The 24,515-nt window shown below is 36.7% G+C and carries 24 protein-coding genes and 2 tRNA genes; 4 read left to right on the top strand and 22 right to left on the bottom strand.

Annotation, left to right across the window (positions count from 1 at the left end; translation table 11 throughout):
* Positions 1 to 136: 136 nt before the first annotated feature.
* The 7 genes from mreC to K4G57_RS08045 are packed head-to-tail and all read right to left on the bottom strand — an operon-like array spanning position 137 to position 6,809.
* Positions 137 to 979, bottom strand: a complete 843-nt coding sequence (mreC, locus tag K4G57_RS08075; RefSeq protein ID WP_221532678.1) for a rod shape-determining protein MreC — start codon at positions 977 to 979, stop codon at positions 137 to 139.
* Between the two features lie 13 nt (positions 980 to 992).
* Positions 993 to 2,027 carry a rod shape-determining protein gene (locus K4G57_RS08070; protein ID WP_221532677.1) on the bottom strand — a complete coding sequence of 345 codons (1,035 nt, stop codon included), beginning with the start codon at positions 2,025 to 2,027 and terminating at the stop codon, positions 993 to 995.
* Positions 2,028 to 2,050: 23 nt separating this feature from the next.
* Positions 2,051 to 3,298, bottom strand: coding sequence for an ATP-dependent Clp protease ATP-binding subunit ClpX (gene clpX, locus K4G57_RS08065; RefSeq protein ID WP_221532676.1), 1,248 nt, complete (start codon positions 3,296 to 3,298; stop codon positions 2,051 to 2,053).
* Positions 3,291 to 4,097, bottom strand: coding sequence for an acyl-ACP--UDP-N-acetylglucosamine O-acyltransferase (gene lpxA, locus K4G57_RS08060; RefSeq protein WP_221532675.1), 807 nt, complete (start codon positions 4,095 to 4,097; stop codon positions 3,291 to 3,293). Before lpxA ends, clpX begins: the two co-directional genes overlap by 8 nt.
* A complete protein-coding gene (fabZ, locus tag K4G57_RS08055) occupies positions 4,094 to 4,564 on the bottom strand; it encodes a 3-hydroxyacyl-ACP dehydratase FabZ (RefSeq protein ID WP_221532674.1) in 471 nt (156 codons plus the stop codon). The genes lpxA and fabZ overlap by 4 nt, the downstream gene beginning before the upstream one ends.
* A gap of 19 nt (positions 4,565 to 4,583) precedes the next feature.
* Positions 4,584 to 5,963, bottom strand: coding sequence for a glycolate oxidase subunit GlcD (gene glcD / locus K4G57_RS08050; protein ID WP_221532673.1), 1,380 nt, complete (start codon positions 5,961 to 5,963; stop codon positions 4,584 to 4,586).
* A 9-nt stretch (positions 5,964 to 5,972) separates the two neighbouring features.
* On the bottom strand, positions 5,973 to 6,809 hold the full coding sequence (locus K4G57_RS08045; protein WP_221532672.1) for a plasminogen-binding N-terminal domain-containing protein: 837 nt from the start codon (positions 6,807 to 6,809) through the stop codon (positions 5,973 to 5,975).
* A 243-nt stretch (positions 6,810 to 7,052) separates the two neighbouring features.
* Between K4G57_RS08045 and K4G57_RS08040 the strand changes: the two genes are divergently transcribed.
* The 3 genes from K4G57_RS08040 (at position 7,053) to K4G57_RS08030 (ending at position 7,904) form a co-directional block, all read left to right on the top strand.
* On the top strand, positions 7,053 to 7,664 hold the full coding sequence (locus K4G57_RS08040) for an HP1233 family protein (protein WP_221532671.1): 612 nt from the start codon (positions 7,053 to 7,055) through the stop codon (positions 7,662 to 7,664).
* 58 nt (positions 7,665 to 7,722) lie between these two features.
* Positions 7,723 to 7,800 (top strand) — tRNA-Met (locus K4G57_RS08035).
* A gap of 27 nt (positions 7,801 to 7,827) precedes the next feature.
* Positions 7,828 to 7,904 (top strand) — tRNA-Arg (locus tag K4G57_RS08030).
* 101 nt (positions 7,905 to 8,005) lie between these two features.
* On the opposite strand, the gene K4G57_RS08025 is transcribed toward K4G57_RS08030, so the two are convergent.
* From K4G57_RS08025 to K4G57_RS07960, 14 genes are all read right to left on the bottom strand, one after another.
* Positions 8,006 to 9,664, bottom strand: coding sequence for a cation acetate symporter (locus tag K4G57_RS08025; protein WP_221532670.1), 1,659 nt, complete (start codon positions 9,662 to 9,664; stop codon positions 8,006 to 8,008).
* Positions 9,648 to 9,992, bottom strand: coding sequence for a DUF485 domain-containing protein (locus tag K4G57_RS08020; RefSeq protein ID WP_221532669.1), 345 nt, complete (start codon positions 9,990 to 9,992; stop codon positions 9,648 to 9,650). Before K4G57_RS08020 ends, K4G57_RS08025 begins: the two co-directional genes overlap by 17 nt.
* Before the next feature lie 242 nt (positions 9,993 to 10,234).
* Positions 10,235 to 11,311: a bifunctional diaminohydroxyphosphoribosylaminopyrimidine deaminase/5-amino-6-(5-phosphoribosylamino)uracil reductase RibD gene (ribD, locus tag K4G57_RS08015; protein WP_236033281.1), complete on the bottom strand. Its 1,077-nt coding sequence runs from the start codon at positions 11,309 to 11,311 to the stop codon at positions 10,235 to 10,237.
* An 8-nt stretch (positions 11,312 to 11,319) separates the two neighbouring features.
* Entirely contained in the window at positions 11,320 to 11,784 is a 465-nt protein-coding gene (gene rimP / locus K4G57_RS08010) for a ribosome maturation factor RimP (RefSeq protein ID WP_221532668.1), read from the bottom strand.
* Between the two features lies 1 nt (position 11,785).
* Complete coding sequence (gene rbfA, locus K4G57_RS08005) at positions 11,786 to 12,154, bottom strand: 30S ribosome-binding factor RbfA (protein ID WP_221532667.1); 369 nt, start codon at positions 12,152 to 12,154, stop codon at positions 11,786 to 11,788.
* Positions 12,154 to 14,901 carry a translation initiation factor IF-2 gene (gene infB / locus K4G57_RS08000; protein WP_221532666.1) on the bottom strand — a complete coding sequence of 916 codons (2,748 nt, stop codon included), beginning with the start codon at positions 14,899 to 14,901 and terminating at the stop codon, positions 12,154 to 12,156. Before infB ends, rbfA begins: the two co-directional genes overlap by 1 nt.
* Positions 14,894 to 15,139, bottom strand: coding sequence for a DUF448 domain-containing protein (locus K4G57_RS07995; RefSeq protein WP_221532665.1), 246 nt, complete (start codon positions 15,137 to 15,139; stop codon positions 14,894 to 14,896). Before K4G57_RS07995 ends, infB begins: the two co-directional genes overlap by 8 nt.
* 19 nt (positions 15,140 to 15,158) lie before the next feature.
* Entirely contained in the window at positions 15,159 to 16,082 is a 924-nt protein-coding gene (gene thrB / locus K4G57_RS07990; protein ID WP_221532664.1) for a homoserine kinase, read from the bottom strand.
* A 9-nt stretch (positions 16,083 to 16,091) separates the two neighbouring features.
* Positions 16,092 to 16,652 carry a DUF6115 domain-containing protein gene (locus K4G57_RS07985; RefSeq protein WP_221532663.1) on the bottom strand — a complete coding sequence of 187 codons (561 nt, stop codon included), beginning with the start codon at positions 16,650 to 16,652 and terminating at the stop codon, positions 16,092 to 16,094.
* Positions 16,645 to 17,187 carry a hypothetical protein gene (locus K4G57_RS07980; protein WP_221532662.1) on the bottom strand — a complete coding sequence of 181 codons (543 nt, stop codon included), beginning with the start codon at positions 17,185 to 17,187 and terminating at the stop codon, positions 16,645 to 16,647. The genes K4G57_RS07985 and K4G57_RS07980 overlap by 8 nt, the downstream gene beginning before the upstream one ends.
* 12 nt (positions 17,188 to 17,199) lie before the next feature.
* Positions 17,200 to 18,057 (bottom strand): menaquinone biosynthesis prenyltransferase MqnP, encoded by an 858-nt coding sequence (mqnP, locus tag K4G57_RS07975; RefSeq protein ID WP_221532661.1) that lies wholly within the window; start codon positions 18,055 to 18,057, stop codon positions 17,200 to 17,202.
* Between the two features lie 8 nt (positions 18,058 to 18,065).
* Complete coding sequence (locus tag K4G57_RS07970; RefSeq protein ID WP_221532660.1) at positions 18,066 to 18,608, bottom strand: DUF502 domain-containing protein; 543 nt, start codon at positions 18,606 to 18,608, stop codon at positions 18,066 to 18,068.
* A gap of 41 nt (positions 18,609 to 18,649) precedes the next feature.
* On the bottom strand, positions 18,650 to 19,942 hold the full coding sequence (locus K4G57_RS07965) for a ComEC/Rec2 family competence protein (protein WP_346727946.1): 1,293 nt from the start codon (positions 19,940 to 19,942) through the stop codon (positions 18,650 to 18,652).
* A gap of 43 nt (positions 19,943 to 19,985) precedes the next feature.
* Complete coding sequence (locus K4G57_RS07960; protein WP_221532659.1) at positions 19,986 to 20,807, bottom strand: universal stress protein; 822 nt, start codon at positions 20,805 to 20,807, stop codon at positions 19,986 to 19,988.
* Between the two features lie 262 nt (positions 20,808 to 21,069).
* On the opposite strand from K4G57_RS07960, the gene K4G57_RS07955 reads away from it, so the two are divergent.
* Positions 21,070 to 23,643, top strand: a complete 2,574-nt coding sequence (locus K4G57_RS07955; RefSeq protein ID WP_221532658.1) for an ATP-dependent Clp protease ATP-binding subunit — start codon at positions 21,070 to 21,072, stop codon at positions 23,641 to 23,643.
* 76 nt (positions 23,644 to 23,719) lie between these two features.
* Here the strand turns inward: K4G57_RS07955 and flgG are convergent, their stop codons facing one another.
* Positions 23,720 to 24,511 (bottom strand): flagellar basal-body rod protein FlgG, encoded by a 792-nt coding sequence (gene flgG, locus K4G57_RS07950; protein WP_221532657.1) that lies wholly within the window; start codon positions 24,509 to 24,511, stop codon positions 23,720 to 23,722.
* Between the last annotated feature and the right edge of the window lie 4 nt (positions 24,512 to 24,515).

Here is a 24,515-nt window from a genome sequence, read left to right as displayed (position 1 = left end):
ATTTTAAAATAAAGCTAATAAAAATTTTCTTAATAAAAAAATAATGAGTTTTAAACAAGAGGAATAAAACTAGTATTTAAGGTAATTAAAGAGAATAAAAAAAATTTTTTAAAATAAAAAATAAGAATCAAAAAAGCTATTCTTGCGCACCAAAATTGAAAATCTTAGGTTCTTCTGTTTTGGATTCTATATTTTCCTCTAAGGTAAGCTCTGCTTTTTGACCATCAATATCCACTAGCCAATAAAACTCCACTGCTCTCTCAATGTCTGGCTTAATACTAGCAATCTGATACCCTTGTTGTTCTTCCACAGACTCAACAATACCTACAAGCACACCGGGATAAAAAATCTCATCAAACCCGCTTGTATAAACTTGTTCTCCTACTTCAACCTTAGGATACAAAGGGATATAATCCACTACAAAACCTCTGTTTAAATCGTATTTTGCAACACCCGGAGTTTTCTTGTTTCCTATAATGACACTATAACTGCATTTTTCATTACCATTTAAATAGCCTAACAAACGATTACTTTGTATTACAGCGATTCCTGCTACTTTATTCTCACTAATCAACCCAAAAATCGCATTTTCTCTTTGTCTGAATGCTTCTTCTTGCTCAAGCCAAACCTTTGTGTAATTATTCATCTCCACATAGGAAATCATTCTAGAAAGCGTAATTTGCATTGCGCTTGGCTTAGATTCCAATGCCTGCAAAAGTGCATTGTGTTCCATCTTTAGTGCATCATAGGAGTATTGAAGCTTTTCTTTATCTTTAAGTGCATTTGTCAAGTTTTTAATCTGTTGCACTTGATTAAAATAACGTGTGATAATATTTGAAAAATTATTATTTAAATTTAAAATCCCAATTTTAACTGCATCACTTAGATATAAGACTTTTGCATGGAATTCTTTGGATACTTGAATTGCAAGAAAAAATGTAACCGCTAAGAATACTATCCAAAGAAATAACTTTTTCAATGCGCACCTTCAATCACTCATATGTAAGCTGCTGTAAGATATCAATTTCTTCTAGTGCTTTACCTGTCCCTTTTGCGACACATAGTAAAGGATCATCACCCACATACACAGGAAGCTTTACAATATCAGAAAGATACTTATCAAGCCCACGAATTAATGCTCCACCTCCTGTTAGTGCGATTCCATTCTCTACAATATCCCCTGCTAAATCTGGTGGCATTTGCTCTAGCACATCTTTTAATGCATTAGAAATTTCTTTTAACGTTTCTTTCATTGCCTCTCTTACATCTTCACTTGTAAGTTCAATAGAATTAAGTAAGCCACTTACTTGATCACGTCCTTTAACCTGCATTGAAAGTGGCTCATCAAGGCTAACTGCCGAACCAATTTGAATCTTAATCTCCTCCCCTGTGCGCTCACCAATTAATAAACTATACTTTCTGCGCACATAATCCACAACTGCCATATCTAATTTATCTCCAGCAGTGCGCAGAGACTTTGAAATCACAAGTCCTCCTAAAGAAATCACACCAATTTCTGTTGTTCCCCCACCAATATCTACAACTAAACTTCCTTTTGGTTCTTTAACAGGAAGTCCTGCTCCAATTGCTGCTGCCATTGGCTCTTCAATCAAAAAAACTTCCCTAGCCCCAGCACTAATAGCAGATTCTCTAACTGCCTTGCGCTCAACACCAGTTAGCCCATAAGGCACACACACAATGATTCTAGGGCGCATTAGTGCTTTTCTATGATGTGCCTTTTCAATAAAATGGCGAATCATTTTCTCTGTCATATCAAAATCCGCAATTACTCCATCTTTCATAGGACGCACTGCTGTAATGCTTCCTGGTGTCTTGCCCACCATTTCCTTTGCTTCATGCCCAACAGCTAAAATCTTATTTTTTCCATAGCGATCATTTTGCACTGCCACTACTGAAGGCTCATTAATAATCACTCCCTTCCCTTTTACCAAAACAATCGTATTTGCCGTCCCTAAATCAATTGAAATATCATGTGAAAACCAACCAACTATTTTATCTAGTAACATATTTTCTCTCTTTTTAAGTGGATTTAAGCGCTTTTTTTGCTTGTTTTTTTCTGCTTCACCAACATTGGTTTTGCCTCCTTTAGCACAGCTTCTTTTGTGATGATGACTTCATAACCCTTAAGCTCTGGTAAATCATACATTACATCTAACATAATATCCTCCATAATTGCACGCAAACCTCTAGCCCCAGTCTTTCTAGAAATTGCAAGTTCTGCGATTTCCTGTAATGCCTCTTCTTTAAATGTAAGCTGTGCGCCATCTAGAGCAAAAAGCTTCTTATACTGCTTTGTAAGTGCATTTTTTGGCTTTTGCAGGATTTCTACCATTGCATTCTTTGTGATTTCCTCAAGCGTAGCAAACATATGCAAACGCCCAATTAATTCGGGAATTAACCCATAATTTACTAGATCATCAGGCTCTACAAGATCCAAAAGATGTATAGATTCTGCTTTTTTGCTCTTTTTATTATGGAATCCTAATGTATTACCCCCAAGACGACGTTCAATAATATCTTTTAATCCATCAAATGCACCTCCACAAATAAATAAAATATCCTTTGTGTCAATTTGGATAAAATCTTGGTTTGGATGCTTTCTGCCACCTTTTGGAGGGACATTTACCACACTTCCTTCAATAATCTTTAAAAGTGCTTGTTGCACACCTTCCCCTGAAACATCACGTGTAATGGAACGATTTTCTGAAAGCCTTGAAATTTTATCAATTTCATCAATAAAAACGATTCCTTTTTGCGCCTTTTCCACATCACCACCTGCTTCTTGCAAGAGCCTTGTTAAGATATTCTCCACATCTTCACCCACATAGCCAGCTTCTGTTAGACTTGTTGCATCACAAATAGCAATGGGGATATTTAAAAATTTTGCCAGAGTTTGCGCCATTAGTGTCTTGCCGCTTCCTGTTGGACCGATTAATAAAATATTAGATTTTGCAATTTCTGTATCATCTGTTTCTGTTGCAGCTCCTTGCAACACGCGCTTATAATGATTATACACCGCTACACTAAAAACTTTTTTTGCCTTTTCTTGTCCGATTACATATTCATCAAGCACCGCTTTTAGCTCTTTTGGAGGGACAATTCTTAGCTCACTCTCTTCCTTGTCTATCTCTGCTTCCTCATCTTTATGCCTCATTCCAAAAAGCAAATTATAAGAAGCAATGATACAATTTTTACAAATACAAGTGTCATTACCAGAAATTAAAGGATTCTTATTAGATTCCTTACTTTTACAAAAATCACAAACTCTCTCACTCATAATTCTTCCTTACAAAAGGGATTCCACGCGTGGAATCCATCACAAATTGACACATTTTAACCACATTTTCATCTTGTAAATCTTCTTCTAAAATCTCTTTAGCAATTTCCTTAATGGGTGCATTACCAAAAAATAGACGCTTATAAGCGTTATGGATTTTATCAACTTGATGGTGCTCAAAGTTTTTACGCAATCTATGCAAGTTTAATCCACGAATCACCGCGCGATTCCCCTCTGCCATACAAAAGGGCGGAATATCTTGTGATAGCGCACTTGCTCCTGCAATCATCGCATAATCCCCAACTTTCACAAACTGATGGATAGGAGTTAAGCCACCAATATTGATATAGTCTCCAAGCACGATGTGCCCACCTAGCGTCGCACCATTTGCTAAAATACAAGAATTCCCAATAATACAATCATGTGCAATATGCACATACGCCATTAATAAATTCTTACTTCCAATAATTGTTTTACTCCCTCCGCCTTCTGTACCGGGATTTATCATCGTAAATTCTCTAATTTTGTTGCAATCTCCAAAAATTAGAGAATTTGATTCTCCATTATATTTCAAATCTTGCGGTTGTGTTCCAAGCACTGCATTTGGAAAAACCTCGTTTCCCTTGCCTAAAGTCGTGTTTCCAAGAATGGTTACATGATTATAAAGCTTACAATTATCACCAATTTTTACATCTTTTCCGATGATACTATAATGCCCAATTTCTACATTTTCTCCAATAACTGCACCTTCTTCAATAATTGCAGTTTGGGCAATTTTTGCTGATTTTGCGATGCTCACTTTTGTGCCTTTTTCTTTGCGTTATCCACAACCATTGCCTTAAGTTCCGCTTCTGCAACAAGTTTATCATCTACATACGCATAGCCTTGAAGCACCCAAATTCCTCCTTTTTGTTTAATCACTTCCAGCTTATACACAAGCCTATCCCCAGGAGCTACAGGATTCCTAAACTTCGCCTTATCAATGCTCATAAAATACACAATTTTATCGCCATTATTATACGCTTCTTCACCGAACATACTTACAAATGCTAAAACCCCCCCTGTTTGTGCCATTCCCTCAATAATATAAACTCCCGGATAAATTGGTTGAATCGGAAAATGCCCATTAAACACATCTTCATTAATTGTTACATTTTTGTAACCCTCAATGCATATATTTGGTGTAATTGCCGTAATTCTATCTACTAATAGCAGCGGGTAGCGGTGCGGTAAAATTTCACGAATCTTTTGCACATCAAAAATCATCTCCATTCCTTGTGTTATGTTATAATGCCATTTTGCCCGGATTTAAAATATTATTAGGGTCAAAAGCTTGTTTAATTGCACGAAATAACTGCATCTCTTCTCGTGAAAATGCTAAGTGCATAAAAGGTGCTTTAGAGAGACCAATTCCATGTTCGCCACTTAGAGTTCCGCCAAGCTCAACTGTGATTTTAAAAATCTCCTCAATAGCCTTGTGTCCCTTTTCTAACTCCTGCGGATTTGAGCCATCTACCATTACATTAGTATGCACATTACCATCGCCTGTATGTCCAAAACACGGAATCACAACACCATATTTTTTAGACACTTCGCCAATTTTCTCTAAGAGTTCTGGGAGTTTTGAACGTGGCACAGTAATATCCTCATTTAGCTTTTTACTTCCATAAATGGTAATGCTAGGACTTGCGTTTTTGCGCGCAAACCACAAATCCGCTTCTTCTTGTTCATTGTTTGCCTTAATAAAATCTACCGCACCATTTTCTTGAAATTTCTCTTGAATTTTATTGATTTGGTAAGTAATTTCTTCAGGCAAATTTCCATCTACTTCAGTAATTAAGATTGCTCCAGCATCTCTTGGCAAACCCTTGTTAAACTTCTCTTCCACTGCTCTAATACTAAGATTATCCAAAAACTCCATCGCAACAGGCGTAACTCCGCTAGCCATTGTTTTATACACTGCATTCATTGCAGATTGAATACTAGGAAACACACCCATAGCACTTTGTTTAAATTTTGGCTTACTTAAAAGTTTTAAAGTAATTTCTGTAATTACCCCAAGTGTGCCTTCGCTTGCAATTAGGATTCCAGCAATATTGTAGCCTGCCACATCTTTAATTGTTTTTTTGCCTGCACGAATCACATCTCCATTGGGAAGCACCGCACGCAAAGCCATAACAAAATCTTTTGTGATTCCATATTTTGCAGCACGCATTCCACCAGCATTTTCACTCACATTTCCACCAAGCGTGGAATAATGCTCACTTGCAGGATCAGGAGGATAAAACAATCCAACTGCTTCTACTGCCTTTTGGAGTTGCATATTCACAACACCAGGTTGCACACGCGCTACCATATTCTCCATATCAATTTCTAAAATTTGATTCATATATTTCTCTAATGCTAACACAACACCGCCATTAACCGCCAACGCTCCCCCTGTAAAGCCACTCCCAGCACCGCGTGGAACCACAGGAACCAAATGTGCATTGCAATATTTTAAAACTGCACTCACTTCCTCTTCGTTATGAGGAAAGACCACACATTCTGGATATTTACGCTCTTTTGTTGCATCATAACAATACGCACTTAAATGTGCCTTATCGCTAAAGCACTCACCTTTGCCAACAATAGCTTCAATATCTTTGAAATTTTGCTCCGTCATCTTGCGCCTTTAGAAAATACTTTTAACTTGATTTGTAAAATACTTTGTTAAGCGCCCAAAAAATGTCGCATCTTCATCGCTAATTTCACCTTTTAAAAGAGCATCAAAATATAAATAATAATCACGCGTTGTTACATCGTTAATGAGATAAGAAAACCACTTTTGATTATCATTTCCAATGCGTGAGAAAAAAGGCAACATTCTATCCTTAATCGGCGCACGCCCTGTGATATAATCTTTCTTTATGGGTCTAAAAGTCTGACAATCTAGAGCCTGTCCTTCATTAAGATTTACCAAATACACAACCCCAGCCGCATACTGCGTGCAGACTTTACGAAAATCTCCTTTAACAGGGGAAGTGTGTCCAACATCCATTAAATAAGCTGCTAACAAATCTGGGTGCAGCCAAGTAATCTCTGGATATGCAGCTTTAACTTTCTCATAAATCTCTTGAGAAGGAGCTACTAAAAACGCACGATCATTAAAAGAGCGGAAGATTACTTCATCATTTTTCTTAGGAAACAGAATCGGTGCTGGAAAGGCTCCTTGCTCTAAACCCTCAAATGGCTCAAACGCTATCTTTGCAAGTTCATCTTTAATCTCTATAACTGCAACTCTAGCAACAATTGCTGAATGATCTTGCGTAAACCAATGCACAATTTCACCGCTCTCACCGACCTTTAAATCAAATGCTGGAACATACGCATAATGCTTGGAATCCTCATCTAACTCAACAATAGGAACGATGAGTCTATTACCAAAAGGAGAAGTATGCGCAAAAACGCTAAAAAGCGCAATAAATAGGAAATACCTTAAGAAGCATTGAAAGAAATTTAAAAATTCCATGAGCAAACCTTTTAAAAAGCCAATAATCACTGCAACAGAGTATGCAAAACCCAAACATGAATGTGTGATTTTAATTTATATTTGCTTAAAGCGTGGCAATATTTTACGCAATTTTTGCGCATTTTTACAAATTTTTAAGTTTTACATATCCTAAATTAACACCCTTTTTAAGTTTAAAATGTGGAATCTTTTTTGCTTGAAACGACTTATAGTTTATCTTTTTGAAAGGATTTTAATCTAAAAATGCTTGTTAATCACAGCTTAAACGCATCGGGTTTAAATGAAATTTTTAATGAAGCAAATCGGCTTTTGGACAAGGAAACACAAACAGCCCAATCTACTACAAACACACAAAACATTAACAAAATCTCTCTGCAAAACAATGAGCAAGATTCCGAATTTTTAGAAAAAGAACGCATAACTTATGGACTCATAAGTCTTGAGATAATGAGCAATGAGCAGTACAAGGCGTTTGAACGCGTTACTGCTAATATGTCACCCAATGAAAAAATCGCCGTAGCGCAGATTCTAACGCGCGCTGGAAATCTAAGCGCAAGCGTAGAACACATTAGAGAGCAAGAGCGCGCAATTGCTGAACAAAATACCAAAAGCGCACAAAGCGACAAACAAGGATTCTTAGGCGTTACACAAGATGGATGGAAAGAAGTGGCAAAAGAATTTCAAGAAAATCTTAACAATCTTGATGGAATCTACACAAAAAGCTACAACAAAAACTTAACAAGCAACTATAACGATATTTTGCGCAAAAATGGTGAAGCAAAGACTCAACGCATTTTACGTGAATTTAGCCACGCAATTTATAGTGGCAATATACAAATTGATACAATCGGTTAGTTTTTATCATTTTTTAAAGAAAAGAATAATACAATGCGGATTCTTCTTTTTTTGGTGTGCCAAGGTAGCTCAGCTGGTTTAGAGCGCTGGTCTCATAAGCCGGAGGTCGGGGGTTCGAGTCCCCCCTTTGGTACCAAAATCTAGACTTTATATTATTATTTGTGCGCTCATAGCTCAGCTGGATAGAGCAACGGCCTTCTAAGCCGTAGGTCAGAGGTTCGAATCCTCTTGGGCGTACCACACTGATTCCACGTTTTAGATTACGCACTTGCAAAATCCCTTTCAAATTTTTTATTTATTGTTCCTATTTAAAGACCAAAATTCTTTTTGTCGGCGCAAAATTAATGCGCCACTGCTTCACTAATCCCTACACCACTTTGTGCGCGAAAATCTTGCGCATCAAATCCTGCTCTATCAATCTTAGCGCGCTCACTATTATCTAACTTTGAGATAAGATAAATAAGCACAAAGGTTAATGGCATAGAAAAAAGTGCTGGATGATCATAAGGAAAAATTGCTTCTGCAAAACCAAAGCTTTTTACCCAAATACTTGGACTTAAAAGTACCATTGTAACAACTGTCACAATTCCAATCAATCCACCCCAAAATGCACCTTTTGTTGTAAGACCTTTCCAATAAATGCTTAAAAACAAAATCGGAAAATTCACACTTGCGGCAATAGCAAAAGCAAGCCCAACTGTAAAAGCAACATTTTGATTTTCAAACACAATCCCTAAGACAATCGCAAAAATTCCAATTCCAATTGTGGCAATTTTTGTTACTCTCATCTCAAGTCTTGGATCGCATTGTCCATCTTTACAAACATTCACAAATAAGTCGTGTGAAATTGCTCCAGCCCCAGAAATTGCAAGTCCAGCAACGACTGCCAAAATCGTAGCAAAAGCAACCGCGGAGATAAAACCTAAAAAATAATCCCCGCCAATGGCTTGTGCAAGTGTAATTGCCACCATGTTAGGAATACCATTAAAGCTCCCATCAGCGTTTGTAAATTGCGGATTTCCAAGTAATAAAGCAATTGCTCCAAAACCAATAATGAAAGTCAGAATATAAAAATATCCAATTAATCCTGTTGCATAAAATACAGATTTTCTAGCCTCTTTTGCATCCTTAACGGTAAAGAAACGCATTAAAATGTGTGGTAAGCCTGCTGTTCCAAACATTAACGCAAGTCCTAAAGATAGAGCAGAGACACTATCAGGCAAGAATCCTCCTGGAAGCATAATTGCTTCTCCTTTTGGATGATTTTCCACTGCTTGGGCAAAATAATAGCTCAAATCAAACTTTGTTAAATACAAAATCATAATCGCCATAAAAGTTGCGCCACCAAGCAATAAAATCGCTTTTATAATCTGCACCCAAGTTGTTGCGTGCATTCCACCAAAAACAACATAGCAAATCATTAAGATTCCAACAAGCACAACAGCCACCGTGTAAGGAAGCCCAAATAAAAGCTGAATTAGTTGTCCAGCTCCCACCATTTGCGCAATGAGATAAAAAACAATCACGCTTAATGCCGAAACTGCCGAAATCACACGAATAGGCTTCGCGTTTAAGCGATATGCAGTAATATCTGCAAAAGTGAATTTGCCAAGATTTCTAAATTTTTCAGCAATTAAAAATAAAATAATAGGCCAACCTGCTAAAAATCCAATGGAATAAATCAAGCCATCAAAACCATTTGTAAAAACTAAGGCAGTGATTCCAAGAAAGCTTGCCGCACTCATAAAATCCCCAGCAATTGCTGTCCCATTTTGCATTCCTGTAATATTTCCCCCTGCTGTATAAAATCCACTCGCACTTTGACTCTTTTTATTAGAGTAATAAGTAATTAAAAGTGTGCCAAGCACAAAAACCACAAACATTGTTACTGCAATAGGATTAAATGCACTTTGTGCTACATTTTCTACATCAAAACCTGCCGCATTTGCGAAGCTTACACCAAGCAATATGCCAAAAATTATTCTAATATTTTTTACCATTTTTCAAATCCTCCAATGCTCCACTTTGTTCTAAATCTTGTAAAATCTCATCTTGTCGCTTATCAAAATACTGATTTGCAAAAAATGTATAAAGCCCAGTAACCGTAATGCACAATACAATCAAAAAGATACCAAACATAATCCCAAGTGTGATTGAACTAGGTCCTAAGCGGTATCCTAAAATATCAGGAAAAAGCCCAATGCTAAGCACAAAAACATAATAGCAAAGCAACACGACAGCAGATAACCATAATGCTACTTTGCTTCTAAATGAAACAAATCCCTTAAACTCTTGAATGGATTGTTGATAATCCAAATGTTCTCTCATTAAATACTCCTTACAAATTGTAATTTATTCTATTGTTACAAAAATCCTATAAATAAGTATATAGTAAGTAGATTTTTTAGGAGAATAAATTATATATTGTATATTTTAGTAACATAATTAAGAAATAATTACTTTTTGTAACATATTAAATTATAATGATCCACAAAATTACTCTATTTTCACAATGCAACTAAAATAAACTGATTTTATTTGCACTAAAAGTGGAATCCTAAAATACGATTCTAAAAATTAGAATCTAAAACGCAGTTTTTAGATTTTGGCATAAGCCACAAAAAAATATCATTAGCAATTTGCATACTATGGAGTAAATTAAAGCTTGCATTTAGCGACATTGTAAGTGTGGAATCTTTTTTGAAATTTGGACTTAAAATCACAAGCACCAAATCAATGGAATCTTGTAACGTGTTAAAAAATCCAACACCTCCTTCACAAAAGACAAAGCCACATAAAGATTTTACTTGCTCTAACGTATGCAAAATTTTTACACTCCTATTTGGAACTGCAAATAAAGGCGCTATTTTTGGAAAGTCTTCTTGACGTGTCAAAATCGCAACATTGGGATTCTTTTGCGCTAAAGTCGCAAAGCGCGAATCAAGACGTGGATTATCCACGCGCACACTCTCTCCAGAGATGAGTAGCACATCTGCCTTTGTGCGATAATCGTGCATTAAACTTCGCGCCTCATCTCCACTAATTTGCCCACCATTAATACTACCATCAAGCCTACTTGCGTATTTAAAAAGCATAAACTTCCCTTTTGTTTGCAAAGCTTGAAAGGGCAACAAAAGAGCATTCGCTCTCTTACAGCACTCCTGCAAAGATTCCTCTTGCCATGCCTTAATTACTGCAATTCCAGAATCCAAAAGCTCTTCTGCACCACCTTTTGCGCTTTTGTTGTAATCTTGCGTACCGATTACCACACATTTTGGTTTTAGAGCTCTTAATAATGCCGCACACGATGGCGTTTTTCCTCTTTTTCCGCTACCACAAGGCTCCAAAGTTACATAAAGCGTTGTATCTTTGAAATAGGGAATCGCATTTTTCAAAAGATAATCATGGATTGCTTCAGAATCTTGCAAAAAGAGAATTGTTCTATCACCACTTAAAGAAGCATAAGCACTTTGTAGTGCTAAAATTTCTGCGTGGGGCTTACCACATTCTTTATGTGATTCTAGGCTTACAATTGCACCATTTTTATCTAACACAAGGGCAGCAACAGCTGGATTTGGCAGTGTTTTTAGCTGCTCTCTCCACGCACATTCCAAACATAAATCCAAATAAAATGCGTGTGTTATCATCGCTCTAGCTACCACTTAAAATAAGTTTGTGCTTTTTTTATCGCATTTAGCGGAATCTTTACGTCATTTCCTAACACAAGGACACTTTCATCTACACTTACTAGTCTGCCTTTAAACTCCTTCTTACCCTCAATTTCTTGAAATGTTTTAATTTTCACAAGCTCGTTAATCGCACCCTTATAATGCTCAAACGTTTTTAAAACACGTTCAATCCCCGGTGAGCTAACCTCTAGATAATATTTCTCAAAATCTGGCATTTCCACATCAAGCAAGGGAGAAAGTGCAAGACTTACTTCTTGACAATCATCAAGGCTAACTTTTTGGGACTCCACGTTACTTGTATCTTGCTTTGTAATACAAATTCTCAAAATTTGGTTCTCATTTTCTTTAAGGCTTAAAATATCATAAAGCCCAAAGCCTAGACTTTCCACTAGGATTTTAATCTTTTCTTCTAGGCTTGGAGAAAGTGTCATTCTACGATTCCTTTTCTTTGTTCTCACGCTCTTTTTGCAAAATTTCAAAGATTCTATCCAAGCGATTTTCTCTCTCCAAACTTCCATCAAAGAAAAATTTAAAATCTGGACAACGAAACCAACCTGTCTCTTCTAAGCAAAATTCTTTAATTAAGCTGTGTGCTTTTTTGAGTTGTTTTAAAATCTCAGCTTTTTCTTTATCGTTTGCAAAAGGCATACTTAAAAACACCTCTGCAGAGTATTTACCACGTGAGCAACGCACATCTACAACATTTAGTGCATTTAGACGTGTATCACTCAAATTTGCTAGTGCGCTAGGTAGAATCTCTTTAAGAAGCGATTGTGTGCGCGCTAACTTCACATCTTGCATTAAAGTATCCTTTGTTTTTCCACTTCTTTGTAAGTCTCAAACACATCACCCACTTGAATATCATTATAATCCTCTAGCATAATCCCACACTCAAAACCTTTTGCAACTTCTCTTGTGTCATCTTTGAAACGTTTTAGCGAAGCAATATTTCCTGTATGAATTACCACACCATTACGGATTAGGCGCACTTTGATTCCGCGCTGAATTGTTCCCTCTGTTACAAAACATCCAGCAACTGTGCCAACTTTTGCAATACTAAATGTTTCTCTAACTTCAGCTTGTCCTGTGTTTTCTTCCTCCATAACAGGCGAGAGAAGCCCACCAAGTAAGGCTTTAATATCATCTAACAAAGAATAAATAATGGAATAAGTTTTAATCTCAATTCCAAGTTCTTTTGCCTTATTTTTAACACTACCTGTTGGACGAACATTAAAGCCCAAAATCACACAATTTGTGCTAGCTCCAGCAAGAGTAACATCACTCTCTGTAATACCCCCAACGCCCTTGTGAATAATATTCACTTTTACCTCTTCATTTTGAAGTTTTTCTAAGCTTCCACGGATTGCCTCTAGGCTTCCTTGTGTATCCGCTTTAATAATAACTGGCAAGCTTTTCAACTGCCCCAAAGCCACCATTGAGCTTAGTTCATCAAAAGAAACTTTTGTAGAGTGTGAAAGCTCTTTTTGTCGCAAATGTGCTACACGTTTTTGTGCGTAATCCCTAGCAATTGTGTCATTTTCCACCGCTAAAAGCACAGAACCAGCTAATGGCACTTCGTTTAATCCCGTGATTACGCCAACACCGGAGGGCGCAATAGAAACAATTGAACGTCCTAAATCATCATTAATAGCTCTCACACGCCCAAAAGCAGTATCAGCAATGATACTATCACCAACCTTTAACGTTCCATTTTGAACGATTAATGTCGCCACTGGTCCTTTACCTCTCTCTAAACTGCTTTCAATCACAACAGCGCGCGCAGGACGATTTGGATTTGCCTTTAAATCCAAAATCTCCGATTGCAATAAAATCGTTTCTAATAAATCATCAATCCCCTCACCTGTTTTTGCAGAAATATGCACAAACTCATATTCCCCTCCCCACTCTAGCGGTGTAAAACCTAGCTCTGCGGCTTCTGCTTTTAATTTATCTGGGTTTGCATCAGGTTTATCAATCTTATTTACTGCAATAATAATTGGTGCATTTGCTGCTTTTGCATGGTTTAGAGCTTCAATAGTTTGTGGCTTCACACCATCATCTGCAGCAATAACGATAATGGCTATATCAGTTACAGATGCTCCTCTTGCACGCATCTCACTAAAGGCTTCATGTCCGGGTGTATCAATAAATGTAATCTCTCTGCCATTTTTACTAATCGTATAAGCACCGATATGCTGAGTGATTCCCCCAGCTTCACCAGAAGCAATTTTTGTATTTCTAATATAGTCTAGCAAGGAAGTCTTACCATGATCAACATGCCCCATAATCGTAACAACCGGCGCACGTACAATTAAATGTTCTTCTTTATCCTCATTATCATGAAGTTGTGTGTAATCTAACTCATCAGCAGTGTTTAGTAACTCTATTTGCACACCAAATTCCTCTGCTAAAATTTCAATAGCATCTTTTTCCAAAAAGTCATTTTTAGTAATCATCATTCCAAGACCAAAAAGCACCTTAATCACTTCTCCTGTGCTTCTACCAATCTTCTCTGCAAACTCATAAGCTCTAATTTCTTCTGGAATCTTAACTAAACCACTTACTACTTCTTGTGTTTTTTGGATTTTTGGTGCTTTTTTACGGCTAGAACGTCTTGTGCTACCCCGCTCCATAAAAGGATTATGACGTTGCACTTTAATACGCTCAGTTGTTGCCTTGCGCTCATTTTCTTCTTCATCTATATCACGTTCATCTTGCACACTTAAATCAAACAAAATGATTCCATCTTCTTCATCATCATGCATACTTTGAAACTCACGATTATCCATTAAATCTATTTTTTGTTGTCCAAGATTCTTACTGCTTTGTAAGCTTGATTTTTCTTTTTTCTTTTTCTTTGGTTGTGTGTGGTTCTCTTCTAAACTTCCTAGCAAATCCTGCAATGTGCGCGGAGATTCCTTATGCTCTTCTCTTTGGGATTCTCTTACGCTCTCTTCTTTTGTATTTGTATCCTTAAAATCACGCTTTTTGACAATCCTTAAACCTGTGCGCTTAATTGCTAGATTGTCCTGTGTGCTAATGCTTGTGTTTTTAGGGTTTTCTGCAAGATTTTCACTAACCTCTTTTAAAGGCTCTTGCTCAACTTTTAGAGTAGTTTCTTTTTTAGCACTAAGTGCTACTTTACTCTCTTGTGCCGAATCCTTTGGGGATTTAGTAGTTTTTGACGTTGTAATTTTAGTTTTTTGAGTCTCTTTTTCATCTTTTATGCTACTTTTAGCTTCACTCTTTACACTAGACTTTGTTGCCTTAACACTAGTTTTCACACTCTCTTTTGCGCTTTTTTTAGAATCTGTAACTTTAGATTCCGTAATTTTAGACTTGGTAGCCTTTGCTTTTGGAACACTTTCTTTGCCTGCGTTTGGATTGACCCCTAATAAAATGTAGTTATAAAGAACATCAGCTTCTGTGGCAGTAACAGCACTTGAAGCAGTTTTCACCCCAAAGCCCAATTCTTCTGCCTTTTGCAAGACTTCTTTGCTTGTTTTACTTAACTCTTTAGCAATTTGACTAATACGGATTTTATCCATATAAAAAAATCTCCTTTAATGCGGATTTAATCGTTTCTTTGTGCTTTTTATCCAATCTACAAACTTTTGTGATGTGTTCGCTTAATTTTGGCGCATTTTGGCAGTTTTGACAGACATAAAAGCTCCTACCAAAGCCCACAAATACTTGCAATTTAGAATCCTGATATTGCAAACGCAGTAAAGACTCTTGCGGAAATCTCCCCCTACACACAACGCACATTCTAACCGGACTATGCATAAACTCTCATTATAGCAAACTAGAACTTAAATTCATCACCAAAATGTTCTAGACTTTCATCTTCAAACAACACGCCATTGTTATCAAACTCCAAGCTTAAAACTCTTAGTTTTGAAAACTTCTGGCTGAGCGCATAAAATAAGTGCTTTGTGTCATCTTTATAGCATAGACTAAAAAAACTTGAACCACTGCCTGAGAGTGTGCTCATTAATGCGCCATTTTGCAAGGCAGTGCGTTGGATTTCAAAAAGTAATGGAATTTGTTTCATTCTATAAAATTGATGGAATCTATCCTGACTTGCTTCGCGCAATAACTCAAAACGTCCTGTGATAAATGCACTTGAAAGTAAGCTTGCATGAGAGAGATTAAACACAGCATCCTTTTGGAAGTAGCGCTTAGGGAGCGTTTTGCGTGAGAGATGCGTGGAGGTTGATTGATTAGGAATCACAACCACAGCAGCAATACTATCTGGCAAAGATTGATTGATAAAGCGCACTTCTTTATCACGATTTGCTAACATACAGACGTTAAATCCCCCCATACACGCGGGTGTGATATTATCTGGATGGGACTCATAACGCAAAGCAAAGTTTAGAATCTTTTGTTTATCAAAAGGCGCTTGTGCAACTTTAAATGCCGCAGAAATCGCACCAATAATCACTGCTGAACTGCTCCCTAAACCCCTAGAAATTGGAATCTCATTATCAAATACAAATTTAAAAGGAATCACAGAACCCGTTAGCTTTTTAAGTTGCTCATTAAAAATTCTAACAAACACATTATCCACGCGTAATTTCGGATTCCCAGAACCCTCGCCACGAATTTGGATGGAAGTAATTTTAGAGGGTTTTAAACTAAAACGATTATAAAGACTAAGAGCTAAGCCCAAACTATCAAAGCCCGGACCCAGATTAGCACTTGTTGCCGGAACACGAAATTCCATTACCACTCCCTAGCTTAGATTTGCAAATTTTAAGGTAAATTCCACTTCACCCTTGCCAATACGCAACTCTTTTGCAATAGAATCCACACTCCAACCATCTTTAAACATAGAAATAATCCGTCCTTCATCAATATTCGTGGAGCTTGTGGGTGTGTAGGCAAATTCTTTAACTCTATCTTCAAGTGCAAAAATTTTATTCTCCAAATGTCCAACATTCTCTAAAACACTCTTAGTTTCTTGCCATTGGGATTTTAGAGATTCCATATCGTTACGCAAAGGCGCGACTTGTGCATTTAAATTTGTATCTAGCAAGTTTTTCATCTCTAAACGTGTATCTTGATAAATCTGTGCTTTAATGCTAACCTTAAAACGTTCAAGCTCACTTTCTTGCTCTTTTATACGCTTTTGTAAGCGATACGCTTCTTTGTTTAGTTCTTCAATAGATTTCTCATAACGTCTTGTGCGCCTATTACTTTCACTTTCTTTTAGATACAAATACACAATTAATAAGATAAAGGCAACTGCGACTCCAACCCCGCCCCAAAGCACAATATTCATCTCATTACCCATTTTCTACCTTTTTATTCCTAATTGAGCGGATTAACGCACGCTCCTTACTTGCGACATAACCATCCCATTCTGCCTCATCACGTCCATGAATGCGCTCAATCCATGCAAGCCCTGAATGGTATATAAAATACACAGGAACAATGCGCGTAGGAAAAGTCGGAAGCTCTATTCTACCATAATAAAGCGTGTTTTCTGAAAGTTTGGAATCTGTAAGGGCAAAACAACTATGTCCAATCGTGCCGACGCTTCCCTTGTTTTTCAGCTCCACATAATTCTTTGTTTCTCCACTAATACGTGCTTCAAGGGATTCAATTTTTCTATAAATCTCCACAAGCAATTCTAAAATCACCACATTATCCGATTCTAAATTTCCCTTTTTAGCGCGCGTTAGACGCAGCCATTCACCAATTGGATCTTCATCACTTTGTGTGAGTTTATTAAACTCTTGCGCAAAAGCTTCTGCATTGTTATGCACCACTTCGTATTCAATATTCAAGAGCGTTTTAATTAAACGGCTTTTTGTAAAATTTTCCATCTATTCTCCAATCTATTTGTCAATCAAATCTACAATACAAAATCCCAAAAATGCGATTCCTAAATAGCCATTGATTGTAAAAAATGCGCGCGGAATATTACGAAAATGCTTAGAGACTAAATACTGCTCAAAACACAGCGCCGCCACTGCCACAACAAACCCTATCCACATCCAAAGCCCAAAATTTGCCTCTTTTACAAATAATGCCCAAAAGATAAGCGTTAATGTGTGAAAAATGCGCGAAATCCAAAGTGTTTTTTGCACACCGAAAACACTTGGAACAGAATACAATCCTTCCTTCTTGTCATGTTCAATATCCTGTAAAGCATAAAGTAAATCAAATCCCGCTACCCAAAATGACACGCCTATACATAAATACACACTCCACAGCGGAATCTCCCCACTAACTGCCACCACTCCAGCAATAGGTGCAAGTCCTAAAGATAGTCCAAGCACTAAATGTGCAGCACTTGAAAAGCGCTTCATTAGCGAATAGCTTGCCAAAATGATTAGTATCGGAAATGAGAGATAAAAACACAAAGGATTAATCGCATATGCCATTGCAATGAATATTAGCGCATTAACAACGATAAAAAGCAGCATTGCCTTTGGCGAGATTCTACCATCTACACTTGGGCGACCCTTTGTGCGTGGATTTGTGCCATCAAATTTTCTATCAACAAAGCGATTAAACGCCATTGCAAAATTCCTAGCACTTATACTCGCAATCACGCCAAAAAGCAAGAGTTTAAAACCAAACCACCCTTGAGTTGCGGTAATCATCGCAATAAAAATAAAAGGCATAGAAAAAATACTATGCTCAAACATCACAAGCTCTCTAAAATCCCTAACTTTTTGTAAAAACTGCATAAACTTCCTTATTTCACGCCCAAAGAGATGATTTTCTTAAAGCCTTCACTCACCGTTAAATCCGAGATTCTAACTTTCTCTTTTGAAATCCTTAGCACAAAGCCTGAAGTAGGGTTTGGAGTGGTTGGCACAAAGACCCATAACATATTTTCTTCTTCTTTTGTGATAAAGCCCACAAGCTCAATATCCCCTACATCTACATACGCCACACCCAAATAGCCATCTTTATTTTTGCCAGAAAAAATATTTAATACCTCTTTAATACCAGAATAAATGCTCTTAACTAGTGGAATCCTGCCGATGATAATCTCTGTAACCTTAATAAGTAGCACTTCTTTATTTTTATCCACCAAATGCCCGATATAATAGAGCAATGCGAGACTTAAAACAAAGATTAAAAGCGTGATAAATAGGTTTGCATTTGTGATTCCAAACACGGAATAAAAAATTTTTGCACAAAAACCATACACGAATGAAAAAATCCAAAATAACAGCAAAAAAGGCAAAATTGCAAAGATTCCCTTACTTACCTTAGAGATAATAACATCCACGCAGTATCCTTATTTAAAAACTAAAAATGACAAATTCTAACCTAAATTGCATAAAAATACAAATACACTCCATAGCCAAAATATGTAATATTAAGTGCTAAAAGCGCTAAAAATGCGATTTTGTATTTAAGTGCAATAATACTTAAAACATTGCAAACTAAAAACACATAGGTTACGGGATTTAAGGCAATTGTATGCGTTTTCAGACCAAGCCACCAAAGCAATGGCATATCTAAGATTCCACCAAAACCTAAAAAATGCGCTAACACAACAAAAGGATAATACAAACTAAAAAGTGGTGTAAGGACTAGTGAGAGAAGGGATAAGGGCGAAAAAGGAGGAAAGAAATAATAGACAACAATTCCCATTTGAAAAAATGTAGAAGCATTAAGCGCAATTCCATAAAATAGCTTCTTTAATACTCCTTGTGGAATCCTAAAATATTTAAAGAAAAGAAAAATATACAAAACTCCAAGACAAGAAAAATAAAAGCCGACAGAAAAAAGTAGCTGCGGAAAAAGTGCAAGCAAAATCACAACACACCAAAACAGCATTTCAATGCGCCAAATGTTAATCCCTCTCCACAGCATAAAAAATCCCACCACACCCATTGCAATTGCACGCAAATACGAAGGGGATTGCGTAAGAAGAAAATAATAGGCTAAAAGCAATGCAATCACCACAGAACCCACATCATAAAAGAAATTTCTAAAAGGGAAAAATCGCGCTTGCAAAGGCTTATATAAAAGACCTAATATAAAAAATCCCACCACGCTTAAGATTCCAGTATGGAATCCAGAAATAGCAAAAATATGTGCGATTCCATAGCTTTGGGCTAGATTTCTCCACTCCTTTGGCAAACTATCCGCTAAAAAAAGCGCTAGATAATACTCACCCATTATTTGCGTGTTATGCTGGGATAAAATATTTTGACGCAAAGTTGTTTTAAGTTTTGATTTAAAAGTAGAATCCTGTAACAAAATAATACTAAAACTTGGCGCATAAAAACCTTTTAAAAATTCCCAAAATCCTATATTTTCAAGCACCAAACGCAACAAAATTTTTCTGTGCCTAATATCGCGCAAATCTTCATAGGTTGTCGTATAAAAGATTCCAAAATCACTTTTAAGTTTTAGCACAAAATAGGTTTTATCGCTTTTAGTTTTTGTGTATTGCAATAGCACCTCTGCCATAATTTGAGGCGTTTTCTCTAGTTTTAAAGCGCGGAATTGATAATATTTAAAATTTAATGTTGCACAACATACAAAAATCAAGAAAAGAACTAAAACAAAACGTTCTTTAAAACTAGAAAATAAAGGGACTGCAAATTGCACAATTTAAGAGGCTCAAGAATCACAAAAAGCGATTCTTATTGTATTAAAATTTGCAAATGAAAACATCCACACTAGAGTTTTGTAACACATCTAACGCAAAAAAGCTAATTTTTCCACTTGTTGGCAAAGCAATCAAAGAAGCGTTTTTGGATTCTGCAACGCTTAGCAATCTTGTATAAGATAAGATTCCGCTATCTAACACCACTTCACTTTTACCTGAGAAGTTTTTTAAGAATTTTTTAGAAATTTCTTTTGCCTTATTTTCAGAATCTTTATTGAAGCTCGAGATTTGTTCATCATCGGCACCATAATGTCCTAAACGCAACTCAAATGGGCGCGCAATCATATGATAGAAAATCAAATTTGCGCTTGGAAAAAACTTGCGTGTTGCTTTAGCGGTCTTTAAAGAATGTTCTGAAAAGTCTGTTGGTGAAAAAATGTTTGCATAATCTGGCAAAGATTCATCTTTTGTTACAAGCACTGGAATTTCAGATTTTCTTACAATGCGTTTTGCCACAGAGCCTAGCAAAACATCCGTCAAATGTTGTGTTTCACCTGTTGCGCCAATCACCAACAAACGACACCCTCTATCTCTTGCGTGTTTATGGATTTCTTTATGGATTGTCCCCACATAGCAAAATTGTGAAATTTCCACTTCTGGCTTTGGAAAGTGATCTACAATAAACTTTGCTAACGCCTCTTTTCCAGCTTTTTTATCCTTTTTGGGATTATGAAAAACGGAATACTCCACAATATGCACAACATCAAGAGAGCATTTTTCTTTTTTTGCCAAATACATTGCCTTTGTCAAGCTTGTTAAACTACTTGTTGAAAAATCTGTTGCAACTACGATTCTATCTTTCATGATAAACCTCCACCCTTGTAAATTTTATTTTAGATAAAATAGTCTAGATTATACCAAATACAGCATTAAAAGCAGCCAAAAACTCCATAATTTTCTAAATTTTGATAAACAATTTTCAAAACTACTCACATTTTAAAATTTTTAATACATTACATAGCTTAGCTTATAACATTTAGAAAATCTTAGTATTTAATCATTATAAAACTTGACAATACTAGACTAAAGTTATATAATGCGCAGAATTTTAATCAAAGGAGTTCTTATGAATCTTTTAGAAAAACTCACAAACACATTACAAGAAACTTTAGAACAAGGTGCTTCCCTTGCCTTACATAATAAAAATCAAGAAATTGAACCTATCCATCTCTTTTGGGCTATGCTAACAAATACTAGCTCTCTCTTAAACCAAGCATTAAACCGCTTAAACATTGACAATGCAGCTCTTGAACTAGAAGCAAAAAGTATCGCTAACACGCTTCCACAAAGCAGCAATGTCAGCAAAGAGAATCTAAAAATCTCTCATAAGCTAAACGATGCACTAAACCAAGCCAATGGACTAGCTACCAAAAATGGTGATTCCTATATCGCACTTGATACTTTTATTTTGGCAAATTTGCAAGAGCTAACAATTAAGAATCTTTTTTCTAAATATTTGGATATTAATGAACTTAAAAAGACCTTTGAAACTATGCGCGCTGGAGCAAAAATTGACTCCCAAAGTGCAGATGAAAACCTAGAATCTTTAGAAAAATTTGGCATTGATTTAACAAAAAAAGCCATTGAAGGTAAGCTTGACCCAGTCATTGGCAGAGATGAAGAGATCACGCACATGATGCAAATTTTAATTAGAAAAACAAAAAATAATCCCATTCTTTTAGGTGAACCAGGTGTTGGAAAAACCGCTGTTGTAGAGGGATTAGCACAAAGAATTATCAAAAAAGAAGTGCCTTTATCTTTGCAAAATAAGCGCGTGATTGCGCTTGATATGAGTGCGCTTGTTGCTGGAGCAAAATATCGCGGTGAGTTTGAAGACCGCTTAAAAAAGGTTATTGATGAAGTTAAAAAAAGTGGAAATATTATTTTATTTATTGATGAAATCCACACCATTGTAGGAGCAGGCGCAAGTGAGGGAGGAATGGATGCTGCAAATATCCTAAAACCTGCACTCGCAAGAGGGGAACTCCACACAATCGGAGCGACAACACTCAAAGAATACCGCAAATACTTTGAAAAAGATGCCGCACTACAAAGGCGATTCCAACCTGTAATGCTCAATGAACCAAACGTAAATGAAGCCCTACAAATCTTACGTGGCATTAAAGAAAGATTAGAAGCACACCATAATGTAACCATAACAGATAGTGCGCTTGTTGCCTCCGCTAAGCTCTCAAACCGCTACATTACAGATAGATTTTTACCCGATAAGGCAATTGATTTAATTGATGAAGCAGCAGCAGAACTTAAGATGCAAATAGAATCTGAACCTACTGAACTAGCGAAAATCAAGCGCGAAATGGAATCTTTGCAAGTTGAAAAAGAAGCCTTACTTATGGAAAATAATGAAAAAAATCGGGCAAGAATCGCAGAAATAGAAAAAGAACTTAGCAACAAAGAAGAGACCAAAAAAATGCTAGAAGCACAATTTAATAACGAAAAAGAAGTGTTCAACAAAATTGCAAGCATTAAAGTAGAGATTGATTCCTTACGCACACAAAGTATGTTAGCTAAACGCAATGGAGACTTTAGCAAAGCAGCAGAAATTGACTATGGCAAGATTCCAGAATTACAAAAGGCATTAGAATCCCAAAATGAAAAATGGGAGAAAATGCAAGAAGCAGGAACACTTCTAAGAAATGCAGTGTTACCAGAATCCATTGCAGCAGTGATTAGTCGGTGGACACAGATTCCTATTAAAAAAATGCTACAAAATGAAAAAGACAGAATTCTAGGCATTGAAGAAGAGCTTAAAAAAGATGTTGTAGGGCAAGATAACGCATTACACGCCATTGCACGCGCAATTAAGCGCAATAAAGCGGGTTTAAGCGAATCTAATCGCCCCATTGGAAGCTTCCTATTCTTAGGTCCAACAGGCGTTGGAAAAACAGAATCTGCAAAAACTCTAGCACGATTCCTTTTTGATAGCGAGAAAAATCTTATCCGTATTGATATGAGCGAATACATGGAGAAACACGCTGCAAGTAGGCTAGTTGGTGCGCCTCCGGGATATGTAGGCTATGAAGAGGGTGGGCAACTAACAGAAGCTGTGCGCAGAAAACCTTATAGTGTTATATTATTTGATGAAATTGAAAAGGCGCACCCTGATGTGTTTAATCTACTTTTACAAGTGCTTGATGATGGGCGTTTAACTGATAATAAAGGCGTAACCATAGACTTTAGAAATACCATTATTATTTTAACAAGCAATATCGCAAGCAATGCAATTATGGAAATTAGTGATTTAACAGAACGTGAGAGGGCGGTTAAAGACGCATTAAAGGGTTATTTTAAGCCAGAATTTCTAAACCGCTTAGATGATATTATTATCTTTAATCCTTTAGGTTTAGAACAAATCACACGCATTGTAGATATTCTCTTTAAAGCAATCCAAAAGAAAGTTGCCGAACGTGATATTAGTATTACATTAGAAGATAGCGCAAAAGAATTTATTGCAAAAGCGGGCTTTGACCCAGTTTATGGAGCTAGACCGCTTAAACGCGCCCTCTATGAAGAGATTGAAGACCGCCTAGCAGATTTAATTTTACAAGATAAAATCAAAGAGGGAAGCAAAGTGAGCTTCTATGCTGAAAACGACAGTATGCACACTAGAATCTCTTAAGATTCTATGCTACCGCACTAAACGTAGAAATTACCCCCAGGCACATAGATTGCGCCTAGTTTCGTGCTACTTAGCGTTAATTACGTTTGAGTTGATTGACGGTTTGTAGCATTGCATCTGCTGTTTGAATAGACTTAGAGTTCGCTTCATATGCTCTTTGCCCGACAATCAAATCCGTCATTTCCTCTACAAGCTTTACATTACTTGTTTCTACAAATCCTTGTGCTAATTGCCCAAAGCCATTTAATCCCGGAGTGCCAACAATAGGGTCGCCTGATGCGTTAGTATTAAGATAAAGATTATCCCCTAGTGCGTGTAAGCCCGCTGGGTTAATGAAGTTCACCGTTTCAATTTGTCCTAGTTGATTGACTTCTGTTTCATTTCCTTGCACAACCGTTACCGTGCCATCTTTTCCAATATTAACTTGTGTTGCATCATCTGGGATTGTGATATTTGGGACAAGCAAATAACCTTGTGCATTAACAACATTCCCTTCATCATCACGTTTAAAAGAACCATTACGTGTATAAGCAATCGTTCCATCGGGTAATTCAATTTGAAAAAATCCATTTCCTGTAATTGCTACATCAAGATTCTGCTCTGTCTCTTTAAAATTCCCTTGTGAAAAAATCTTTTGCACAGCAACTGGACGCACACCAAGTCCAACTTCAATTCCTGTGGGACTTAGTGTTGTCTCACTCGTGCTAGAGCCTGCATATTGCAAAACTTGATGAAACAAATCTGCAAACTCTGCTCTCTCTTTTCTATAACCAAATGTATTAACATTTGAAATATTATTTGAAGTTACATCAATTTGTAATTGCTGTCCTAACATTCCTGTTGTTGCTGTATATAATGCGCGCATCATTGTG

Source organism: Helicobacter turcicus, assembly GCF_019711685.1.
GTDB classification, from domain to species: Bacteria; Campylobacterota; Campylobacteria; order Campylobacterales; family Helicobacteraceae; genus Helicobacter_D; species Helicobacter_D turcicus.
This window is presented reverse-complemented; position numbering and strand designations above follow the sequence as displayed.